General features: G+C 49.5%; 21 protein-coding genes. 9 read left to right on the top strand and 12 right to left on the bottom strand.

Going from position 1 to position 19,501, the window contains the following annotated elements; all coding sequences use genetic code 11:
- Positions 1-59: 59 nt before the first annotated feature.
- The 5 genes from AAC637_RS00240 to AAC637_RS00220 all read right to left on the bottom strand — a co-directional run bounded on the left by AAC637_RS00240 (position 60) and on the right by AAC637_RS00220 (position 5,300).
- The gene (locus tag AAC637_RS00240; protein WP_340301800.1) at positions 60-1,013 is read right to left on the bottom strand and encodes a substrate-binding domain-containing protein; all 954 of its coding nucleotides are present in this window, start codon (positions 1,011-1,013) and stop codon (positions 60-62) included.
- A 47-nt stretch (positions 1,014-1,060) separates the two neighbouring features.
- Entirely contained in the window at positions 1,061-2,101 is a 1,041-nt protein-coding gene (locus tag AAC637_RS00235; RefSeq protein ID WP_340301799.1) for an ABC transporter permease, read from the bottom strand.
- A gap of 4 nt (positions 2,102-2,105) precedes the next feature.
- Positions 2,106-3,125, bottom strand: coding sequence for an ABC transporter permease (locus AAC637_RS00230; RefSeq protein ID WP_340301798.1), 1,020 nt, complete (start codon positions 3,123-3,125; stop codon positions 2,106-2,108).
- A gap of 75 nt (positions 3,126-3,200) precedes the next feature.
- Positions 3,201-4,178, bottom strand: a complete 978-nt coding sequence (locus tag AAC637_RS00225) for a substrate-binding domain-containing protein (RefSeq protein ID WP_340301797.1) — start codon at positions 4,176-4,178, stop codon at positions 3,201-3,203.
- 96 nt (positions 4,179-4,274) lie between these two features.
- Positions 4,275-5,300: a sterol desaturase family protein gene (locus tag AAC637_RS00220; protein ID WP_340301796.1), complete on the bottom strand. Its 1,026-nt coding sequence runs from the start codon at positions 5,298-5,300 to the stop codon at positions 4,275-4,277.
- Between the two features lie 171 nt (positions 5,301-5,471).
- Here AAC637_RS00220 and AAC637_RS00215 point away from each other — a divergent pair, with 171 nt between their 5' ends.
- Genes AAC637_RS00215 through AAC637_RS00205 form a run of 3 tightly spaced genes read left to right on the top strand, consistent with a single transcriptional unit; the run spans position 5,472 to position 7,724 of the window.
- Positions 5,472-6,500 (top strand): LacI family DNA-binding transcriptional regulator, encoded by a 1,029-nt coding sequence (locus AAC637_RS00215; protein ID WP_340301795.1) that lies wholly within the window; start codon positions 5,472-5,474, stop codon positions 6,498-6,500.
- An 11-nt stretch (positions 6,501-6,511) separates the two neighbouring features.
- Complete coding sequence (locus AAC637_RS00210; protein WP_340301794.1) at positions 6,512-7,519, top strand: sterol desaturase family protein; 1,008 nt, start codon at positions 6,512-6,514, stop codon at positions 7,517-7,519.
- 1 nt (position 7,520) lies between these two features.
- On the top strand, positions 7,521-7,724 hold the full coding sequence (locus AAC637_RS00205) for a hypothetical protein (protein ID WP_340301793.1): 204 nt from the start codon (positions 7,521-7,523) through the stop codon (positions 7,722-7,724).
- 135 nt (positions 7,725-7,859) lie between these two features.
- Here the strand turns inward: AAC637_RS00205 and AAC637_RS00200 are convergent, their stop codons facing one another.
- From AAC637_RS00200 to AAC637_RS00175, 6 genes are all read right to left on the bottom strand, one after another.
- Positions 7,860-8,492: a hypothetical protein gene (locus AAC637_RS00200; protein ID WP_340301792.1), complete on the bottom strand. Its 633-nt coding sequence runs from the start codon at positions 8,490-8,492 to the stop codon at positions 7,860-7,862.
- A gap of 362 nt (positions 8,493-8,854) precedes the next feature.
- On the bottom strand, positions 8,855-9,232 hold the full coding sequence (locus AAC637_RS00195) for an HGGxSTG domain-containing protein (RefSeq protein ID WP_340301791.1): 378 nt from the start codon (positions 9,230-9,232) through the stop codon (positions 8,855-8,857).
- 116 nt (positions 9,233-9,348) lie between these two features.
- Positions 9,349-10,017, bottom strand: a complete 669-nt coding sequence (locus AAC637_RS00190) for a transaldolase family protein (protein WP_340301790.1) — start codon at positions 10,015-10,017, stop codon at positions 9,349-9,351.
- Positions 10,014-10,985: a carbohydrate kinase family protein gene (locus AAC637_RS00185; RefSeq protein WP_340301789.1), complete on the bottom strand. Its 972-nt coding sequence runs from the start codon at positions 10,983-10,985 to the stop codon at positions 10,014-10,016. The genes AAC637_RS00190 and AAC637_RS00185 overlap by 4 nt, the downstream gene beginning before the upstream one ends.
- Positions 10,975-12,534 carry an ABC transporter permease gene (locus AAC637_RS00180; RefSeq protein ID WP_340301788.1) on the bottom strand — a complete coding sequence of 520 codons (1,560 nt, stop codon included), beginning with the start codon at positions 12,532-12,534 and terminating at the stop codon, positions 10,975-10,977. Before AAC637_RS00180 ends, AAC637_RS00185 begins: the two co-directional genes overlap by 11 nt.
- Positions 12,535-12,611: 77 nt before the next feature.
- Complete coding sequence (locus tag AAC637_RS00175; RefSeq protein WP_340301787.1) at positions 12,612-13,547, bottom strand: sugar ABC transporter substrate-binding protein; 936 nt, start codon at positions 13,545-13,547, stop codon at positions 12,612-12,614.
- A 171-nt stretch (positions 13,548-13,718) separates the two neighbouring features.
- Between AAC637_RS00175 and AAC637_RS00170 the strand changes: the two genes are divergently transcribed.
- The 3 genes from AAC637_RS00170 to AAC637_RS00160 are packed head-to-tail and all read left to right on the top strand — an operon-like array spanning position 13,719 to position 16,149.
- Positions 13,719-14,501, top strand: coding sequence for an ATP-binding cassette domain-containing protein (locus AAC637_RS00170; RefSeq protein ID WP_340301786.1), 783 nt, complete (start codon positions 13,719-13,721; stop codon positions 14,499-14,501).
- Positions 14,501-14,980: an RbsD/FucU family protein gene (locus AAC637_RS00165; protein WP_340301785.1), complete on the top strand. Its 480-nt coding sequence runs from the start codon at positions 14,501-14,503 to the stop codon at positions 14,978-14,980. The genes AAC637_RS00170 and AAC637_RS00165 overlap by 1 nt, the downstream gene beginning before the upstream one ends.
- Complete coding sequence (locus tag AAC637_RS00160; protein WP_340301784.1) at positions 14,980-16,149, top strand: ROK family transcriptional regulator; 1,170 nt, start codon at positions 14,980-14,982, stop codon at positions 16,147-16,149. The genes AAC637_RS00165 and AAC637_RS00160 overlap by 1 nt, the downstream gene beginning before the upstream one ends.
- Positions 16,150-17,394: 1,245 nt before the next feature.
- Here AAC637_RS00160 and AAC637_RS00155 read toward each other — a convergent pair.
- On the bottom strand, positions 17,395-17,646 hold the full coding sequence (locus AAC637_RS00155) for a hypothetical protein (protein WP_340301783.1): 252 nt from the start codon (positions 17,644-17,646) through the stop codon (positions 17,395-17,397).
- Between the two features lie 176 nt (positions 17,647-17,822).
- Here AAC637_RS00155 and AAC637_RS00150 point away from each other — a divergent pair, with 176 nt between their 5' ends.
- The 3 genes from AAC637_RS00150 (at position 17,823) to AAC637_RS00140 (ending at position 19,180) form a co-directional block, all read left to right on the top strand.
- On the top strand, positions 17,823-18,134 hold the full coding sequence (locus tag AAC637_RS00150; RefSeq protein WP_340301782.1) for a hypothetical protein: 312 nt from the start codon (positions 17,823-17,825) through the stop codon (positions 18,132-18,134).
- 84 nt (positions 18,135-18,218) lie between these two features.
- Entirely contained in the window at positions 18,219-18,755 is a 537-nt protein-coding gene (locus AAC637_RS00145) for a hypothetical protein (protein ID WP_340301781.1), read from the top strand.
- A 71-nt stretch (positions 18,756-18,826) separates the two neighbouring features.
- The gene (locus tag AAC637_RS00140; protein ID WP_340301780.1) at positions 18,827-19,180 is read left to right on the top strand and encodes a hypothetical protein; all 354 of its coding nucleotides are present in this window, start codon (positions 18,827-18,829) and stop codon (positions 19,178-19,180) included.
- Positions 19,181-19,501: the final 321 nt, after the last annotated feature.

Below are 19,501 nucleotides of genomic sequence, written 5' to 3'. Positions count from 1 at the left end.
TCCAAAGGTTTTTCAAAAAATCTCGGCCGATCTACGATCGGCCGAGACATGGGGTCAAATCAGCGTGCGCCGAGTGCGACACCAGCTAGAGCAGTTTCGACATTTGACGCATCCACGATAGCTGGACCCGTAAGCACTGGGTCAGTTGCAATTTCGGTACCAAACTTCAAGTGTGCAAAGAGCATCGAAGTTGCCAAGAAACCCTGCAAATATGGCTGCTGGTCGATTGCCATAGTTTGGGTGCCAGCCTGAATGCGCTCGAGAACGGCAGGGTTCATGTCGAACGTACCAATCATTTGGCTGCCGCCGATCTGCGCAACAGCGTTCGCCGAGGCATCTGATGCCCAGGCAGCTAGGTTCATAACGGCATCGATGGATGGATCACCGATCAATTCAGCCTTGATCGCCTCAGCGGTGCCGGTAACGTCACCATCTAGGTTTGCTGGAACACGCAGCGTTGTGACCGTCGCACCGGCTTGAGCCGCACCGTCAGTCACGCCTTCGCAGCGGGTCTCGAGGTTGACGGCACCCGGAACCTGGATATGGCAGAGAATATGCGTTGCGCCATTTTCAGCCAAGTACAGGCCCCCGCCAAAACCGGCGGCGTATTCGTCAGATCCAAAATAGTTCACTGCTTCCAGGTCGTCCTTCACGCCCTGACCAGCATTGTACTGCATGATCACGATGCCCTGCTCACGGGCCGCCTGAAGCGCAGGCACCTGAGCATCAGGCACCCAGACAGGGATCGCAATTCCGTCGACGCCTTGGGCAACCGCCTGATTGATTAGCGTCACCAGATCGGGACCGAAGTTGTCGTAGTTAGGAATACGCATATAGTTCACAGTGCCGCCATTGGCTTCGACCATAAGCGTAGCATCGTCGACGCCCTTCTTAATCAAGTTAAAGAAACCATCTTCGATCGAACCCGCGATTACTGCGATGTCCTGAGCGAATGCACCAGTCGCCATCACAGACGCGGTCATGGCTGTAGCAATAGTCTTAGTGAATTTCATGTCGATTTCCTCCCTATTGTGGCCCGCCCTACTGACGGTTCGACAAGTTATTGGGCACTTTGCCCGTTAGCTGCCCCTTGGGGCGCATTCTGTTTGAATTTCAACCCTTTGCTAGTCACGGCATTGAGCGCGAGTTTTCGGAAGCTTTCGTTCATCCCAACGGCCACTAGCAGCATCACCCCAATGATCAGGTTGGACCAATTCCGGTCGATGGCAGTAAAATCGATACCCTTGTTAACGATAGCAAACGTAAGCGAGCCGATGAAAATCCCAGGCACAGATCCAAAGCCACCAAGGAGCAGCACACCACCGACCACGACACTAACGATGATGTTGAAAATGTCGTTCATACCGCCCGACACCTGCGCTGAATTAAACAACATAGCGTGGCACATTCCCACAAAGGATGCTGCCGATGCAGTTCCGATGAATAAAAAAATGGTTATTCGATCTACAGGAATACCCGCGTTGCGTGCACTCTCGCGATCGCCGCCGATCGCATAGATCCAGTTTCCAAAACGGCTTTGGTGCAGGATGAACCAAAAAATAATTGCGAAGATCAACCACCAAATAATTACAACCTGATGCGCACCATCAAACATAAGCTGCCCAAATATCGTTTTGGCCCATTCGGGCGCTGTCAAAGGCACCGATGCGCTCCCGGTAAGCAATTTTGAACCAGCAAGCACCACGCCTTGCATGCCAACCAGTGTTGCCAGAGTAATGATCAAAGTTGGCACATTTGTGCGCACAGCCAAAACGCCATTGATGGTTCCAACAATAACGCCCACGCAAAGCGCACCAATCATTCCGAATATAATCGGTAGTTCGTAGTGACCCGAAATGATTGCAGTCGTCATTGCACCTGCTGGAATCATCGCACCTATCGAAATGTCGATCTCACCCGAGATCATCAACAGCCCTACAGGCAAGGCGACAATACCAATACGAGCAGCATAGTTGACCCAGCTTGCCGCACCGAAAAGTGTTCCAAGGTCGACCCCACCAATCAGTACATAAAAGGCTAGAACGCCGATCAGGCTAAGTACGGATGCAGCGGCAGGGCGGCGAAGAAGACTAGAAACCATTGCTCTACCTTCTTTTTGTTGCAGCGTTTAGGGCTATTGCCCGAAACGTGTCATTGCTAAGAACTGCCGCCAGGAGCAATCCGCCAACAATAATTGAGCCAACGTTGGGATCAAGCGAGGCAAAGAAAACGCCTTGGTTGACCACCGCAAAGGTCGCAGTTCCCAAAAGTATGCCAATGATGGTCCCTGCCCCACCTGTCAAAAGAACCCCACCAATGACTACGCACATGATGGAGTTGAAAATAAACGCCTGACCACCTGCAACCTGTGCCTGTTGGTAGGTCATAACCTGTGCCACGCCGACAAAAGCCGCGCAAAAGCCAGACGCCATGAACAAGGCAATGGTAACGCGGGCCGTTGGGATACCTGCATTGCGCGCACTCTCCCGATCTCCACCAACAGCGTAGATCCAATTCCCGAGGGGCGAGATATGCAGCACGAAGAAGAAAACCGCCGCAAATCCAAGCCACCAGAAGATTGTGACGCTGAACATGAAGTTAATGAACTGTCCAAGCATAGCTTTGGCCAGTGGGGCCGGAACGTAGGAGACGCTGGTCGACCCCTTGATCAACACTGCAAACCCCAACGTCAAACCCATCACCGCGAACATGACACCAATGGTCACTATCAGCGATGGGATGGTCGTGCGCGTAACTAAGAGCCCGTTTATGAAGCCAATCAGGAGACCAACGCCGAGCCCTCCAAAGATGGCGACTAGCGCCGGTTGGTCATAGTGGCCTGCCAGCATGGCTGTCATCATAGATGACGCTGGAACAATAGACCCCACCGAGATATCAAATTCACCTGCGATCATCAGTAGACCAACGGGCAACGCAATAATTCCAACCTCTGCAGCAATATTCAGCCAGCTAGACCAACCCGGCGCACCGAGGAAAACAGAACCGCCAAGGAATGCAAAAAAGATAAAAACAACTACAAAACCAATCAGAGATCCTGCCTCCGGACGCCGGACAAGAGTACCCAGTGAGAGGCGCGATGTTATGGTTTGCGTTGGGAAGTTCATCTGTTTAATTTCACTAAAACTTTTTGAGATTCAAAGCGGCCGCCCGGCCTAAACCGGGCGGCCATCTTGGGAAGATTAGCGCGCGCCAGCTTCAACGCCTGCGATAACCAGATCAACATTGCTTGCATCAACTATGCCAGGACCAGTGAGGATCTCACGGGTGGGAATCGTTGTGCCGTACTGCACATGATTGATCAGGATCGAGGTCGCGAAGAAACCTTGCTGGTATCCCTGCTGATCAATCGCACAGGCTTGCGTTCCCTGCTGGATATTAGCGAGGATTGAGTCGTTGAAGTTCATGCCGCAGATTTGAACTTCGCCTGTTTTGCCAGCCTGCTGAATGCCGCTGATTGCTGCATTTGTATCCTGATCACCAATCGCAAATAGCGCGTCGATGTCAGGGTTCTGCAGGAGGTGGGCACGTACGGCCTGCGCCACTGCGGTGCTGTCACCAAATGCGGTCGCAGGCAGTTGTAGGACGGAACCGTTTCCGCCAGCAGCAGCCATTCCATCGTTGAAGCCATTGCAGAAGGCTTCGATATTGGCGGCGCCGGGCAGCGTGTTAACGCAAGCACCATTAGTCTGGCCCGCTTCGGCAAGATAGATACCAGCAGCCTCACCAGACTTATAGTCGACAGCACCAACATAGTTCATGGCGCCAAGACGGTCAGCAGCTTCGATGCCACCAGCGTTGTAAATAACCAACGGGATGCCTGCATCAACTACGGCCTGGAAAGCTGGATCCATAGCTTCAGGCACCCAATCAGGACCAACAACAGCGTCAGCGCCTTGATCAATCGCTTGACGGATCAGTTCTGCGGCATCCGGACCAAGGTTGTCATAGTTCTGTGGTCCAAGCCATGTAACCGAGCCACCGTGCATTTCCGCAACCAAGCCTGCATGCTCCGCACCAAGCTTAACGCGTGACCAGAACGGATCATCAGGCTTGCCGCCAATCACGAAAATGTTTGGGCCGCCGTGGCCGTCAGCCGATGCAAAACCCGCGCTCATGGTAATTGCAGCCGCAACTGCAAGGACTTTGGTTAGTTTCATATGGGTCTCCTCCCCTGGTTAAACCGCATTAGCGGCATAATTTTTGTTTCTGGGTGTCGGTGCCCTTTGTCCTCCGCAGGCATCGTCACCTCAGCATTATTCGGCTGGCGTTACCGCCTGCCGGGCCTTCATCCGATCCTTCTTTTGACGGAAGCGCGCCTTCATTTGCTCATCAGCCTCTTTCGAGCCGTCGTGCCAATAGCCAAACCACTTATCGAGTGGCACGAGACCATCGGCGCCGTAATTCACTTCGAAATACTTATGATGCAGGTAATGAGCGTAAGCGTGGCTATCGATAGGCGTGTTTTCCGTGATCTCAAGCTTATCAAAACCGATATGGCCATTGAGTGCACCATAACCCACGGCATGACTATTAAACATCATCACAATCGGGTTGGACGGGATGATTAGGTGCCAAACAATTTCCCCAAAGTAGAGCAGGTGTTCAACCGGGTGCATGGATAGTGAAGACCACGGGCTTGGGTTGATAGAATTGTGATGCACTGAATGGATCCACTTATAGAGGGTTGGCGTATGGATCAGACGGTGGATGCAAAAAAAATGGATCTCGTGGATTGCTGGCACAAGGAATGTAAGTGCAATCAACCAGGCCCAACTGTCCTGCCATTCAAGCCAGCCAAATACGTGGTATCCGTTGGCGAAACACCAAAGCATCATAACTTCGACTGCGGTCCAGATTGGGATGCCTACGAAGAAGCTTCTTAGAAAATTGTCGAGGTTCTGGCTCTTAAACCAAAAAACGTCAGACGGATGCTCCGAGGGAAACTTGGCGTTGTACTTAAAGCGGGTTTCTTGACGACGCTTGACGTAAAAGAACAGCTCGATCGCGCCATAGAGCACAAAGATCCCGCCAGCATTAACAGCGAAGAGATATAGCGCCCAGCCCCAAGAAATCGTCTTCATTACCTCGACGTCGGGAATGACAAAAACCCAGTAGAGCAATGCTGTGGCCATATGGAATGCATTCCAGGGCCATAAGTAGTCCTTCAGGAAGTGGCCCATCTGGCTCCACTTACCCCGCCAAAACGGGGCAATTTGAAGGGTTGCGCTCGGTGTCCAATTGCCACGCTTATCCCGGGAGCCAAATTTCAGATCGTCCATGTCATTCCTTCAAAGATTTACTGCAGACGCTTCGCACGTCGAAAAAATGCGCCGTTTTGGGTTGACAGTTTGACATGTATCAAATCAAGAATAACTAAATCATACTACAAATTTCGTCTCATTTCATTTCATGAGGCGGCGCAATTGAAACGAAATGAGACGGATTTTGTCATGAAACGCCCTACCATTCCCGATCTAGCAAATGCTGCAGGTGTTTCTGTTTCAACCGTAAACAGGGTCTTAAATCAGCCTGAGTCGGTCCGCGCACCGACTCGCGAACGCGTTTTGGGCGTAGCGAAGGAGATCGGGTTCTATGGCGTCGGAACTATTCAACACGGGGTCAGCGCACACCGTCAAACTCATAAAATTGGTATACTGCTACTACAGAAAGGACGTAGGTTTTATAGAAATCTAGGAGAAACGATGCAGGCCGAGGTGGCGGCCAGGTCGAACGAGAATGTGGACCTTAACCTAGAATATCTCGAGGATTTGTCGCCTGAACGGGTTGCAGAACGCCTAATTGCCATGGGAAATAAATGTGAGGCTGTTGCTCTCGTTGCTGCGCAACATCCGGTCGTCGCCAACGCTATCGATGAAGTTATGGCAAAAGGAGTTCCGGTCGCCAGCCTCATTGCTCCACTTTCTGCTCAGGGCAATGTCAGCTTCATCGGCCTCGACAACTGGAAAGTTGGTCGCACAGCCGCTTGGGCCTTCAACAGGATTGTGCGCAAACCTGGTAAGATCGGCATTCTTCTTGGCAATTTCCGCTACCGAAACCAGGAAATGAATGAGAGTGGGTTTCGTTCCTATTTTCGCGAACATAATTCGGAATTCACACTTTTGGAACCACTTGCGACCTACGAGTCCGCGGCCGCCGCTCGCGAACTCACTGAAAATCTTCTCAAGGAACACCCCGACTTGTGTGGGCTATTCGTATCGGGCGGCGGCATCACAGGTGCCTTGTCGGCCCTTCGCAGCTCGCAAAAGCGGGATGACTTCGTCGCGGTCGGCTACGAGCTTTTTGACGAAACCCGATCTGCACTCATTGATGGCACATTAACTATGGTTATTTCGCACCCGATGGAAACATTTGCACGCGAAACCATCACTACACTGATCAAGGCCAAGAAAGCCGGAGCAGACGCTGGTGCTCAGCGCGTCGCGCTTGGCTTTGAAATCCATACCTCTGAGAACGTGTAAGGGCAGGATTTATGGATGATTTGAAATACGGAACCCGGGACAAGCGCGGAAGCTGGAGACCAAATGCGCCACTAATTGTAGGGCCGCTGCTCGATACGCCGTGGAGCCTTGTGCGCGTCCTGAAGTGGATACCTAGCTACCTCCTGCCCTGGAATTCTCTCTTTTTTGCTTTGGCTACTATTTTATGGGTCTGGCTCACACCGAGCCGCGAAGCTCTGCAATCCTTTGAACTGGGTTGGATTAGTTTTCTCTTGCTTCGGAACGCAGCGATGATCCTAGTACTTTTTGGTATTCTCGAGCTCGGTCTCTACGTCAAACGCAGACAGGGCAATCACTACAAATACAACGCGAGATTCCCAGCGGACCACCCATCTGATGTTTTCTGGTTTCGCAGCCAAAGCATCGATAATGCGCTCCGAACGTTCCTGAGTGGCGTTCCTATTTGGACGGCCTATGAAGTAATTCTGCTCTGGAGCTGGGCCAATAACATCGGACTTTGGTCGGCATGGAGCAATAATCCGATCTGGCTTGCCGCCTTCGCACTCCTCCTGCCGCTTCTACATGAGGCACATTTCTACTGCGTCCATCGGCTCATCCACCTACCATTTTTATACAAATCAGTGCACTCGGTCCATCACAACTCCATCAACCCATCGCCTTGGTCTTCACTGTCAATGCACCCGTTTGAGCATCTTCTCTACTGGTCTGGGACGCTCATCCACTTGATAGTGCCATCTCACCCCCTGTTAGTTCTATATCACCTCCACATCAGTGGAACGGGGGCGGTGATAGGTCATATAGGGTTCGACAAGATCCAGATTAGCGACAACTCGGCAGTGGATACGCATGCTTATGCGCATTATCTGCACCACAAATATTTCGAGGTGAACTACGCCGACGGCGCCTTGCCATTGGACAAGTGGATGGGCACCTGGCACGATGGCACGCTGGATGCAGATAGGCTTATGAAAGAGCGGTTAAGAAAGAGAAATTCGACAAGAAATGGCGTGTCCCCGTGAGATGGCCGAAGGCGCATATCTCGGCGTGAAGCCTTGCTACGACGCGTTCTGCAGCTGGTCAGCCTCTGTGGGGCTGTCTCAGACGCCAACGCTCAAGACATTTAGCCAACGGGTAGAGCGACATGGCATCGAAAAGCGCAGGATGGCCCAAGGGATGGTGTTCATGGACATCAAAAAAGCCGCTGCGCAGGAACGCGGGTTTTAACTGATGTAGGAAATGTAGGGTGTGTAGGGTTATTCTAACCATAGGATATTTTACGGAAATATCTCTTAGCTTGAAAAAAGCTACATACTCTACATTTGACACACAAACTTAGAACACTTTCTGTAGTTTAACGATTTAATTCGAGACGCGAATGATAAACGCGCCGCCAACATCGTTAAAAATACCACCACCGAACCGAATATTCGTGCGACCATCAAGCACGGTGGACCACATTATGCGTGCCTCACCATTAACATATCCCGCAGGAACGGTTACGTGCGCGTCCGACGCTCGCAGTCTAATTGTGGTAGGATGAAATCTGTCCGGCCTAAAACCCATATCCACAACTTCGATTTCTCGAGCAAATGAATTGAAGTCAGAGCCGATTGCCAATCTAACGACGTGGCCGTCTTGACCAAAGGGTTCAACTAACAGATGCCAAGGCGCATTTTCATCTGCATTTGTTGTTATTGGCAAATAGCCTTCTATTTCGATCTGGGTGCCACCTCGATCGCCGGTTACCAAAAAATCAGTTATGTCCAAGTGCGCCCTAACCGCCCGCTCAACAGCGTCGATCTTTGACTGAACTCTTTCATCTAAACTTCTACTAGTCTCAAAAGTGGCGGAAAACTCGGCTTCACCCACGCCGCCCGAAATGGCGTCTTGGATCGCGCCTTCTTCAACCTCTACCACTACACGCTCAGCCTTACATGCAGACAATGCAGTTACTGCAAGAAAAAGGGTTAGTATTATTTTAATTTTATCCATTTTTTCTACAATCCATTGGCGCCAAACCAGTTTAATCTGATGGTAACTTCTCAGAGAGCATGTGATTTCTACTAAGACTATAGTTTTATTTAGGGCCAAATCAAAAATTCAATCAATTGAAAGCTTAATCCTCAAAATCAAAAAGTGAGCTCAGGGCAACTGACCATATGGTTTACGGTTTACAAACGGTTTACGGTAAGAAAACAGCACCGCAAACCACCGTAAGTCACTGTATATAAACGATTAAATTACCTCGGTTAACGCGGCTTACGCTATTTTCCAAATTTTTCACTGAATTTTTTTCAAGGTACCCCCCCTAAAAAGTATACATAGGCAAAAGACCCAGGTCCGAGGACCGAAGATCAGCTTTCAAGCACCAAGGCCTTGCGCAGCTTTTCACGCCAATCCTGCTCCAAGTGTCCGCGGCCCAAGGCCCAAGCTTCGATTTCCATTAACTCTGCACGGATTTGTCGTCCAACCTCGGCATTGCGCTTCGCTGCGGCCCGCTTCTCTTTCGTTAACCGCCCATGCGTGGTTTGTGCTGCTGCGATCCGCGCACGTCCTTCCTCGGTCCGCGGTCCAGTCGACTTACCGCCGTGGCGCGTACAGCGCCCTGTTTCTTTTACCGCGGGGCGCTGGCAAGGCGTTCCAGCCCTGGTTCGAGCACCACAGCGTTGGCCTTCCCATTCTGGGCCAAACCTAGTCGCCAAGCCGATCTCATTACCTTTTATGAACCGCATCATAGCCCCCTATATGACTGTTACAGTATAACATAAATAGAGGGGTTGGCTAAGATGTACTTTCCAAGTTAGTTCCTGCTCAGGCTCTTAGGCTGAAAATATTATGGCAAGAGCAATCAGGTCAGGCCCGATTTTGCTATGGATTCGAAATCTTCAAATGCCGCGACGCTTAGACCGCACTCCAAGAGTGAACGAGCAACACTAGGCGCAATTGTGAAGCAGTCATGCCCAATATCGGCAAGCGACACCATCTGGTCAGGTGAACGCAATGACGCTACAAGGACAGAGCAGGGTTTTTCGCTTCCGTTATTCATTTGTGCCATCGTTGCGAGATGCCCCATTGCGTCTACACCAGCCTCCATCATACGGCCAAAGTATGGAGCAATAAAATCCGCTTCCAGAGCCTGAGCCACAAACATTTGTTTGGCATCATAACAGGCAGTCATCAAAATCCGTCCTCCCAGTTCTTTTATGCCTGGCGTGGCACGAATTGCTGCCTCTACTAATGGAATTTTTACAATTGTTTCGATGCCTGACTTCCGGCCTGCCTCATACAGCTGGCCGGCCCAGTCAACATATCCTTCTATCGGACCAAATACCTGCGCATGAAGCTCCACTGCGCCTAGATCCACGGCCTCAGCCGCCATACTAGTCCAATCGACATTCGGATAATCTAGGCCTGCGCGTGCCGCTAATATCGGGTTCGTCGTAATGCCTCGAAATAACTGCGTTGGCATTAGGTCACGCCATTCTTGGCAATCAGCGGTGTCGAGATAAAGCTTCATAGTCTCTCTTCTGACAAGGCGTGCTCTAACTGCTCTGCAAAAGGCGGATCACAGCCCTCTTTAGTGCAATTAAGACAAGCGGCGTATAGCGCACGTTTTATTAATGAAGCAAGGTTATCGGACGTAATCTGATCAAGGGCGTCAGATGTCAATTGATCATTATTGGCCAAACCAGCAAGCAAGGTGCCCATGAATGTATCGCCAGCGCCTATGGTATCGACCAGTCCACTGAATTGGGGATTGGCAAGGCTCAGGTAATGTTGCGGTGTCCAAGCTTCAGCGCCCTCCGGGCCCTTGGTCAAAACAACTAGTTTAGCTGTAGTTTGCTCGCGCAGTTTTGTAATGGCATTTAAATAGTCCAGGCCAGGGTACAGCCAGTCTAAATCTTCATCGCTAAGTTTGACGATGCTTGAGTTGGTTAATAGTCGCGTAATTCGTTTCCTGTAGCTAACAGGATCAGTGATCAACGAAGCACGCACATTTGGGTCGAGAGAGGTGCAGATGCCAAGTTTCGCGGCATCAATGAAAGCCTGTTCCCAAACAGCTGCATCTGAACCGTCTGCCAGAGCTAATGACCCGATGTGGAAATGCGTTGCGGCGGCAGGAAAGGCTGACTGCAAGATTTCAGTGGTCACCATGCGTTCAGCAGTGCCATCTCTCAAAAACTGGTATTTTGGCACTCCTTTTTCGAGCGTGACGATTGCTTGCGTGGTCGGTGCCGCAAGACGTGGCCCAGAGGTGACGACTCCCTGATCTTGTAGATGTGCCGCCAAGCGGTCGCCGAATGCATCGGACGAAATCGGCGTGATGTAATGAGTAGTTATTCCCTGACGCGCAAGGGCGACGGCTACGTTGTAGGGTGAGCCGCCTAAATTGTGAAAGTAGCCATCAGGCGCACTACCGCTCTGATCTTGGATGGAGTCGATGAGATTTTCCCCACCGACGGCAATCAGGGATTTAGGTGGCATTAGCATCGAGTGCACGCGCTCTATCGAAGAGTACGGAAACAAAATTACTACCTAGAGCCACGGCTGCTCCCAATACTAAGAATGGGACCGTGATTTGGTAGCCCATCGTTACAAGGGGCAGCATCATTAATACAAAGCAGGCAGACAGAACCCAAGTAAGCATCGTATTCCCTTTGAATACCACGTATCCAGACGCAAGTACCAACGAGGACAGAAGCGCAGCCGCGCCAATATTAGCGTTCAGAGCCGCCTCAAACGCCTCCAAGTCAGAGGGGGATAATAGGCGGGCATTTTGTCCAGGCGCCAATTGTACGCCCGTTGCTCTCAGTGCCTCGGCAGCATTATGTTCTAGGATCGCTATCTTGGCACGTAAGTAAATTGCGCCAGGTGTCATCGCTGCCAAAAATGCCATCACCGTAGAAATTGCAGCTAGCAGTTTGCGCACACTTTCGGGATTTTTTGACTGCCTAACGATATCGATCCCCACAGCGATCAGAATAATTAGGCCCGTCACCACCATCTGCCAGAATGTGTCTAGCTGGGCCAGCGTCAGACCGTTATTAATCAATTTTAGCAAGATCACGCCCATGAAGGTGCCCCAAAGCGACCCCCGCCCCCCAAAAAGTGAAGTTCCCCCGATTACCACTGCGGCAATCGCATCAAGTTCCCACATTTGGCCATAGTCCGACTTGGCGTATGGTGCGCGACCTAGGAACAGCAACGCACCCAATGCAGCAGTAAACGAACAGAACATATATGTGATTAACATGTAGCGAGCGGTGTTTATCCCGGCTTGGCGTGCTCCCGGTTCATTCGAGCCAATCGCGTATACCCAGCGCCCGTAACGAGTGTTCGCGATAATGATAGTAAGCAGGATAAAAAAACCGACGAAGATTAGCATCGACATCTGAAAGGTTCGGAAGAAGTTGATCCAGTTGGCATCAACAAAACTGCCAATGCTATTCCAAACGCCAGTGAGCTCATCGTTTGTATAAGCCTCACGCAGACTTGCGAAAGGATTATAGCGCCCAAAATAATCAAAGGTCGCTGATAGCTCAGGAGTTGCCTGAGCACCGGTTGCCAAATGGCCAGTACCCCGCCAAATAGAAAGGCCTGCAAGTGTTACGATAAAGGCAGGCATTCCGAAATAAGCTACAAGTGAGCCGTTAAAGAAACCTACTGCCAGACCCAGGGCCAATCCCGTGAAGATTGCCACAGATGGCGGAAAGCCCCAGAAACTGACCACGTACCCAGTCAGGGCTGCAGCCATTCCCATCACTGAGCCGACCGACAAGTCGATCCCAGCTGTAATAATGACCAAAGTCATTCCCGCTGCGATAACTCCTATTGCCGCTGAGTTATTCAATATGGTCATTAAGTTAGAAGGATGAAAAAATGGTCGTCCAGTGGTGGCTAGTTCGATGGCAATACCAAGTATTAGAATTGCCAAAAATGCGCCCGACCAATCGGCACGGAAAAATTTTACCATTGCAATGACGGCACTGTCTCGCAGTGAACGTTTTTTTTGATTTTCCACGCCGCGCTCCATAGTTTTTGTCTCATCCAAACTTAAGGGATAAAAAAAGGGCGCGCCGTATGACGCGCCCCTCAACCTATTTTACTAGATCACTCGATCCCAACCATTTCGCTGTAAACAGCTGAGGTCGAAGGTGTCACAAGGAAAAAGCCGGTGTCGATACGGGGCGATACGGTTTCACCACGAGCGGCCGCTGCTGCAGCACGGATGCCCTGATAGCCCATTTGGTAAAGCATTTGGGCCGTGTCAGCATGTACCCAACCTTCGCGCATCGCAACGATCGCGTCGCTTGCGCCGTCGAAACCTACGAGTTGAACATCGCCCGCGCCGTAACCAAGGTTACGCAGAGCTGCAATGGCACCCATTGTGCCGCCATCCCAAGCATTTGCGACCATTGCAATATCCTGACGACTGTTCAGGATTGCCTCGACGCCCTCTTGAGCTTCTTGGCTGTTCCACTCAGTTGGAACTTCGAGAATTTCGGAGTTTGGGCGAGCCGCAGAAAAGGCTTCGATAAAGCCATTACGACGTTCTTGACCGGTTGACTGTGCCTGGTTGCCTGTCACGTAGATAATGGGCTGGCCATCATCGACCAGAGTTGCGGCAACCGCTCCTTGGACCTTCGCCACGGCATAGTTGTCGGTGGCCACGAAAGATGTGACTTCGGCACCTGAGACGCCGGTGTCTACCGCAACAACAGGGATGCCCGCCGCCATTGCGTCATTGACTGCTGGGGCGATGCCCGCGCTGTCGACTGGTGCCACCGCAATGGCCGCAGCGCCTTGCGCGACTAGGTTCTCAAATACTTCCAACTGGCTCGATAGATCGCCTTGGAATGAGGGGCCAACTGCAACCAGCGTCACGCCTTCCTCTGCGGCAGCGTCTTCTGCGCCTTGGTTGATCATCATCCATCCAGCATTGGTAGCGGATTTGGTGATGTAGCCAATCACATCCTGAGCGTTTGCTGCAGAGCCAATCAAAGCGGCTGCTACGGCCACGCTTGCGAGTTTAAGATTAAGTTTCAATTTGGTGTCCTCCCAAAAAAACGCCGAGCCACATTCAGCAGGCATTGGCGACAGTGAAAGCGCCAAACTGGGGATGTGTCAATAACTAATTCAATTTGATTTAATTATTGACTTAGTCGATGCAATGATGCTCATTCCGTCTGTAAAAGCGTTTATTTTGGGAGGGTGGAGATGGTGGCTGACCGTAAAATTGTTTTAGAAACACGTGGATTAACAAAGCACTACGGCGGTGTTCAGGCCCTCAACGACGCTGATTTTAAAATGTATGCAGATGAGCATATAGCCATTGTTGGAGATAACGGCGCAGGCAAATCAACCTTTGTGCGAAATATCACAGGGGTCGAACAACCCACTGCAGGCGAAGTCCTAATCGAAGGCGAATCTGTGCGGTTTAAGGCGCCTGAAGATGCGCGCACTTACGGGATTGAGACCGTCTATCAAAATCTTGCACTAGCCGATCACCTCAACGTGCCCGAAAATATTTTTCTGGGCCGCGAAGAGGTTTATTTTGAGTTTGGGCCGCTGTCTTGGCTTAAGAAAAAAGACATGGAGCACAAGGCAGAGGAATTGTTAGAGCAGACGGGTATTAAGATCCCGGATACCAAGCAGGCAGTTTCAGGAATGTCGGGGGGTCAGAGGCAGTGTGTCGCCATCAGTCGAGCAGCTGGCTGGGGAAGTAAGCTCATCATTATGGACGAACCGACTGCGGCGCTGGGTATCCAGGAAACTACAAAGGTAGAAAATATAATTCGTGGGCTCAAAAAACGCGGTGTTCCTGTGATCATCGTTTCCCACAATTTGAGGCAAGTGTTTAACTTGGTGGACCGTATTGTCGTGTTCCGCCAAGGACGGATTGCCGGAGTTTTAGATGCGAAGACTGCAAGTGGAAACGACGTCGTTGCAATGATCACTGGCGTCGATCAAGGCGTGCACGAAGACGCGAGTTATATCTAATGTTACTGGGCATTGATCCTGTACTCGGCCCAGATTTGTTAGCGAACTTGCGAGCTATGGGGCATGGAGATGAAATTGCTATTGTAGACGGAAATTACCCTGCAGAGGCGCACGCGAAACGCCTCATAAGGGCAGATGGGCTATCAGTCGATCGAGTGCTTGCGGCAATTTTGTCGGTGCTACCTCTGGATCCTGATGTGAATTGCCCAGCGATACGGAGTTGTAATCCCGCTCATCCTGATCGCCGATCCGAAGTTCATGAGAAAATAGACGGGCACCTGACCGATGCACTAGGGCACACGAAAAGAATTGAAGTTTCTCATGGGGCGGCTCTATACGATCGGATCCAACGTTGTTACGCAGTGGTTGCCACCAGTGAGATCAACCTTTTTGCGAATGTGATCTTGCGAAAGGGCGTAATCGGCCCACGCAGCGAAATAGACTCTACTCATGTTCAACGCGAATGGGCAAAGGGTTGATGCCGAAAGACAAGCATATCCAATTGCAAATCAAGCGCCCACACAATGAATTGCTTTTGTTGGAGCTGATAAGAGCAAATGGCTCGATGAGCAAAGCGGACCTTACACGCGCGTCTGGTCTCAGTGCGCAATCGGCAACAGTTATTGTGAACCGCCTCGTTAGCGAGGGGCTATTACGTGCCGAGGCTTCTATTAAAGGAAAAATTGGACAGCCCTCGACGCCTTACTCACTCGATCCGGATGGAGTTTTGTCAATTGGTATCAAAGTTGGCCGTCGTTCGCTTGAAGTCATAGTTATGGGATTTGACTATCAGATTATCGAACAGCGGCTCGAGCACTACGATTTTCCACATTTTCCGACGATCCGTGAAAGTGTGTTAAGGGAGGTTGCTAATTTGCTTGCAGCTTTGACCGATGGCCAACGTTCACGTGTTGTTGGTATCGGCATCGCACTACCCGATGAACTTGAAGCATGGGAAGCCACGGTCGGCGCGCCAGAAGGTGCAATGTCACATTGGGCTACAGCCGATCTTGCCACTGACTTGGAAAATGCATTTGCGCTTCCAGTCACGGCTCTCAATGATGCTTCTGCAGCCTGCTTGGCTGAAATAGCAACTGGTAACAGCCTAGGCTACGATTGCTTTGTTTATATTTATGTTGGCACATTTATTGGTGGAGGCATCGCCGTAAACGGCAAACTATACACTGGTCAAAATAATCTTGCCGGTGCCATAGCCTCAATGCCGATATCTGTAGTGGCAGAAGGAAAGGCCCAACAATTATTGGAAGGCGCCTCGCTGCACTATTTAGAAGAAAGTGCAGAAGCTGGCGGTCTGGCCTCGGACGTTTTCTATGCAAAAAATCTGCGTGATGATACTGCCAGAGCGGTTTTTAGAAGTTGGCTTGATGTAGCCGCACCACAAATCGCCTTTGCCGCAGTAATTGCACAAGCCCTGTTTGATGCTGATGCAATAATCGTTGACAGCTCACTCACACGCCATCTCAACGCTGAACTTGTAAAGGCCGTTAATGACGCCGCTTTCGCTCATTATGATCATCGCGGATTAAAAGGCACCACCATTATTTCTGGTGAGATAGGTATTTCCGCCCGTGCTATTGGCTCTGGCATTGCACCTATCTTGGCTGAATATGCTTTAGACAAAACCTAACCATCGCAAAGATCAAAACAATTTTATGCCCGCGATTGGATGGTCTTGTTCAGTTCTTAATGCATTCTGGCCCTCTGCTCTGAAGCTGCAATGTTTTACACGATTGAAATCAAATAAACTGATAGCTTAGGGTAAAATATAGACCTCTTGATTTCCAATATGTTTGATGACTGCGCGACAAAGCTACCTCCAAGTCCCCCATTAAAACCGTCCTCCAATAAATCCACCAACCCATGACCGAGGCACGCGGTCCGAGGCGCACGGTCTGCATAGGGGGTCCCCGCCCCCTGCCCTAGCTTATCAATGCCCCGAATTGAGCCAAGTAACCCTTAAACTTTTGGCACCCATATGGCACCCCAACACGAGGGATTTGCTAAGTAAATCATGTAAGTGCTTGATTTAATGGTGCCCCCACACGGGTATTGGTTCCTGATCCAAGAGCCAAACAAGTTGTATCCTTAAGTAAAATAAAGCGTATCGAAGAGTTCGCACGAAGGTCAACAGGCACCATTTGTCCTACGCAAAGTCCTACAGACACCCTTAGATAAGACATACATCCCCCTATGCTGATACTGGACCATGCTATAGTTCGAAGCATGGGGGAGCCGGGGGGATTTCAATTGTAAGTCGACAGCAATATCCGCGTAGCAATCTTTGAAAGATTTTGAGTCCTACTTTGACGTGGCGGAGGTAAACCTCCACCACTGTTCTTACTTTAAAAGACACGAAAAGATTGAACTTTAGATCCTTGGTTTGTCTTGAACGTATTTATGACACAATCTCTCACCCTCCAACATAAAGCGGTTTCTAAGTATAACCTACCGCCAATCATTAATGTGATCTCCAATCAGTCTTTGGCCTCACGGTAGGACAGCTTAGAGTTGCTTCATTGAGACCAATGATAAGATTTGGATTGGTGGGTATATTTATCATTAATGTATTTATGTGGGTGGTCTAAAATCACTCTACACAGATGGCTTAGATCTTTCAGTACGATCCAAAGCAAGCTGTGCGTTCAACGTACAGATCAGCCTACTGCTCACGGCTGATAGTAAAACTGCACCTGATCATCAGCTATGTCATTTTTTGTCTTTCTTTACGGAAATCTGAAGGAAAGACAAATAAAGCCTTATAAATAAGGGGATATTTCAGCCGAATCGAAGGGTGACTAACGGTCCGACAGTCACCCCCAGCTTTCCAACTGTTATGCTGCACGTAGCTTGTCAGACGACGCTAGCCACGCGTTTATTTCTGTTTAGGTTTTACAAACTTTGTCAGGACACCGGCAATAATTGCAATTGCCAACAATCGGATGATGTTGAAGTCAATACCGAGTGTCACGATGACAAGGATGCTCATCAACATACCTGCAAAATAAGCACCTATAAAAGCAATAGCCCTGTTCTTAAATGGTAAAAATTTAAGGCACAAATAAGATGCCACCCAAATAAATGGATCCAAGAGATATGCCACTAATGCGCCAAAAAAGTAGCTCATTGAAGTGAGTTCTTCATAAATAAACGTTGTTGATAACAATAAAATCAAAAAACTTTAGATCAAGCAATAAGATCCTGTGATTTAGAGCATCCTATTGCCCGAAACGCACATGCCAGACGGGAGCGTGCAGCGCTAGATGCGCTGCCTAACAAATGTAAAACCGTAAAGGATGTAATATGTATCTTCGACACCCTGTTAGGGTGGTTGATCGGTTCTGTGGTTCCGGTAAAACAACAGAGCTTATTCAATCACTGTCACCTAGAAAGCAATATCTGATCATAGCTCCCTATCTTTCGGAAGTATCACGTATCATTCAGAAAGCTAAGGAAAGGGGCATCACTATTGTTGAGCCACTCTGTGACAAAAAGGATAAAAATAAGCATTCCAACTTGTTACAATTAGCAAGAGCAAGGCAAAACATTTGCACCACACATGCGATGTACCCTCGCCTGTTTGAGGCTGCAAAAGCCGGGCTATTTGCTGACTAAATGCTTGGAAAATCTATTGGAGAGCTGCAAAATAAATTATAAAAGCATTAGCCATGATAGATTTTGCACTAGGAGGCGTACTGTATGTTTTTTGGCAACAGACTTAAAAAAGACGCTTTGAACGTAATAAAGAAAAGCTTTGCTTATGATGTTGGCCCGATACAGAAACCTTTGTTCGACGCAATCGTAAAAGAATACAAGCAGCTTGGCGGGAACGAGTTTGATGTAGCAATTACCTTTGTGCTAGTGCAGTGCAATTCTCTTGACCCCTCGGATCCACGCGCCCAGCCTTTCATCAAAAATAAGATTAACCATGTAAATCGGATCCGCCACAAAGCTAACATGTCGAACGCAGAGATTGACCTCATGATCTCCGAGGTTAGTGGCAAAGATTTTGTGGCCCTGCGCGGCGCTGCTAACACGCAAGCCACAGCAAGATCGTTTGAACAGTGGTTCGACCAGTTTTCCGCTGAGTGCGAAAGGCTGAAACCAGGGTTAGGTGACATGATTGAATTCATGGATCAAACCCCGTTAAAGCGAGCACATCTTGACAATCAGGATCCTAATGAAATTGCGCTGCATTTCGCGCAAACCTTTGATCCTCGATCATTCGGGAGGTAGCCCTTAAATATCTATGGCCCGGCCTTGGTACAATTATCTTCACGGGTAATAATAGCTAGCGAGTGTAGGAAATGTCGAAGTTTGAGCTGAACACAAAGCAAACCGAAGCCGCAAACCTAAACGAAGTCTCATCAAAATTAATTGAGTTAGGGTTTATGGTTTATCGACCCGAGGCTGATATTGGTGGTGTAGATTTCATTTTAATGGAACCGTCCGGGCAATTTCTCCGGTGTCAGCTGAAGAGCCGTGCATTCGTCCAAAAAGATAAATATGGATCCAAGGGAATAGTAATGGTGTTCCCTGGGCAAGGGCAACGGTTTGAAAGAGATTGGTATTTAGTTCCACACGATACGCTATTCGAAATCTTAAAATCTAAGCACGGGCACGCCCCCAAGTGGGATCATCCAAAATTTGGAGAGTACTAGCACTGCCCAGTATCTTCTGATTTGGCTAACATACTCGCTCCGTTCTCGCTAAAAAATAGTCTAGAAAAAAGATGGTTAGACATGAATTCTATTCCACGTGATTGCCGAAACAATTGGAAAGATCTCGTTGAATACATGGCGGATTTTGATGGTTACTCGCTCTTACCAGAAAGTGACAATGTGGATATCCTAGTGGCATTGGAGCACACATATTCATCGAATGGTTTTTCCACTGCGGTTTCTGAGATAACTCTGAAACTCATCCTATTCTGGAGGCTAAGACAGATTAGCCTCTCAGGCTGGGGGGCAACGCAGGAAGAT

The organism is Roseobacter sp. HKCCD7870, assembly GCF_037830315.1.
Classification (GTDB): domain Bacteria; phylum Pseudomonadota; class Alphaproteobacteria; order Rhodobacterales; family Rhodobacteraceae; genus M30B80.
This window is presented reverse-complemented; position numbering and strand designations above follow the sequence as displayed.

Bases quoted from the DNA above. Each gene is read 5' to 3' on its own strand.
- AAC637_RS00240 (WP_340301800.1), bottom strand. From the start codon at position 1,013: ATGAAATTCACTAAGACTATTGCTACAGCCATGACCGCGTCTGTGATG.
- AAC637_RS00235 (WP_340301799.1), bottom strand. From the start codon at position 2,101: ATGGTTTCTAGTCTTCTTCGCCGCCCTGCCGCTGCATCCGTACTTAGC.
- AAC637_RS00230 (WP_340301798.1), bottom strand. From the start codon at position 3,125: ATGAACTTCCCAACGCAAACCATAACATCGCGCCTCTCACTGGGTACT.
- AAC637_RS00225 (WP_340301797.1), bottom strand. From the start codon at position 4,178: ATGAAACTAACCAAAGTCCTTGCAGTTGCGGCTGCAATTACCATGAGC.
- AAC637_RS00220 (WP_340301796.1), bottom strand. From the start codon at position 5,300: ATGGACGATCTGAAATTTGGCTCCCGGGATAAGCGTGGCAATTGGACA.
- AAC637_RS00215 (WP_340301795.1), top strand. From the start codon at position 5,472: ATGAAACGCCCTACCATTCCCGATCTAGCAAATGCTGCAGGTGTTTCT.
- AAC637_RS00210 (WP_340301794.1), top strand. From the start codon at position 6,512: ATGGATGATTTGAAATACGGAACCCGGGACAAGCGCGGAAGCTGGAGA.
- AAC637_RS00205 (WP_340301793.1), top strand. From the start codon at position 7,521: ATGGCCGAAGGCGCATATCTCGGCGTGAAGCCTTGCTACGACGCGTTC.
- AAC637_RS00200 (WP_340301792.1), bottom strand. From the start codon at position 8,492: ATGGATAAAATTAAAATAATACTAACCCTTTTTCTTGCAGTAACTGCA.
- AAC637_RS00195 (WP_340301791.1), bottom strand. From the start codon at position 9,232: ATGCGGTTCATAAAAGGTAATGAGATCGGCTTGGCGACTAGGTTTGGC.
- AAC637_RS00190 (WP_340301790.1), bottom strand. From the start codon at position 10,017: ATGAAGCTTTATCTCGACACCGCTGATTGCCAAGAATGGCGTGACCTA.
- AAC637_RS00185 (WP_340301789.1), bottom strand. From the start codon at position 10,985: ATGCCACCTAAATCCCTGATTGCCGTCGGTGGGGAAAATCTCATCGAC.
- AAC637_RS00180 (WP_340301788.1), bottom strand. From the start codon at position 12,534: ATGGAGCGCGGCGTGGAAAATCAAAAAAAACGTTCACTGCGAGACAGT.
- AAC637_RS00170 (WP_340301786.1), top strand. From the start codon at position 13,719: ATGGTGGCTGACCGTAAAATTGTTTTAGAAACACGTGGATTAACAAAG.
- AAC637_RS00165 (WP_340301785.1), top strand. From the start codon at position 14,501: ATGTTACTGGGCATTGATCCTGTACTCGGCCCAGATTTGTTAGCGAAC.
- AAC637_RS00160 (WP_340301784.1), top strand. From the start codon at position 14,980: ATGCCGAAAGACAAGCATATCCAATTGCAAATCAAGCGCCCACACAAT.
- AAC637_RS00155 (WP_340301783.1), bottom strand. From the start codon at position 17,646: ATGAGCTACTTTTTTGGCGCATTAGTGGCATATCTCTTGGATCCATTT.
- AAC637_RS00150 (WP_340301782.1), top strand. From the start codon at position 17,823: ATGTATCTTCGACACCCTGTTAGGGTGGTTGATCGGTTCTGTGGTTCC.
- AAC637_RS00145 (WP_340301781.1), top strand. From the start codon at position 18,219: ATGTTTTTTGGCAACAGACTTAAAAAAGACGCTTTGAACGTAATAAAG.
- AAC637_RS00140 (WP_340301780.1), top strand. From the start codon at position 18,827: ATGTCGAAGTTTGAGCTGAACACAAAGCAAACCGAAGCCGCAAACCTA.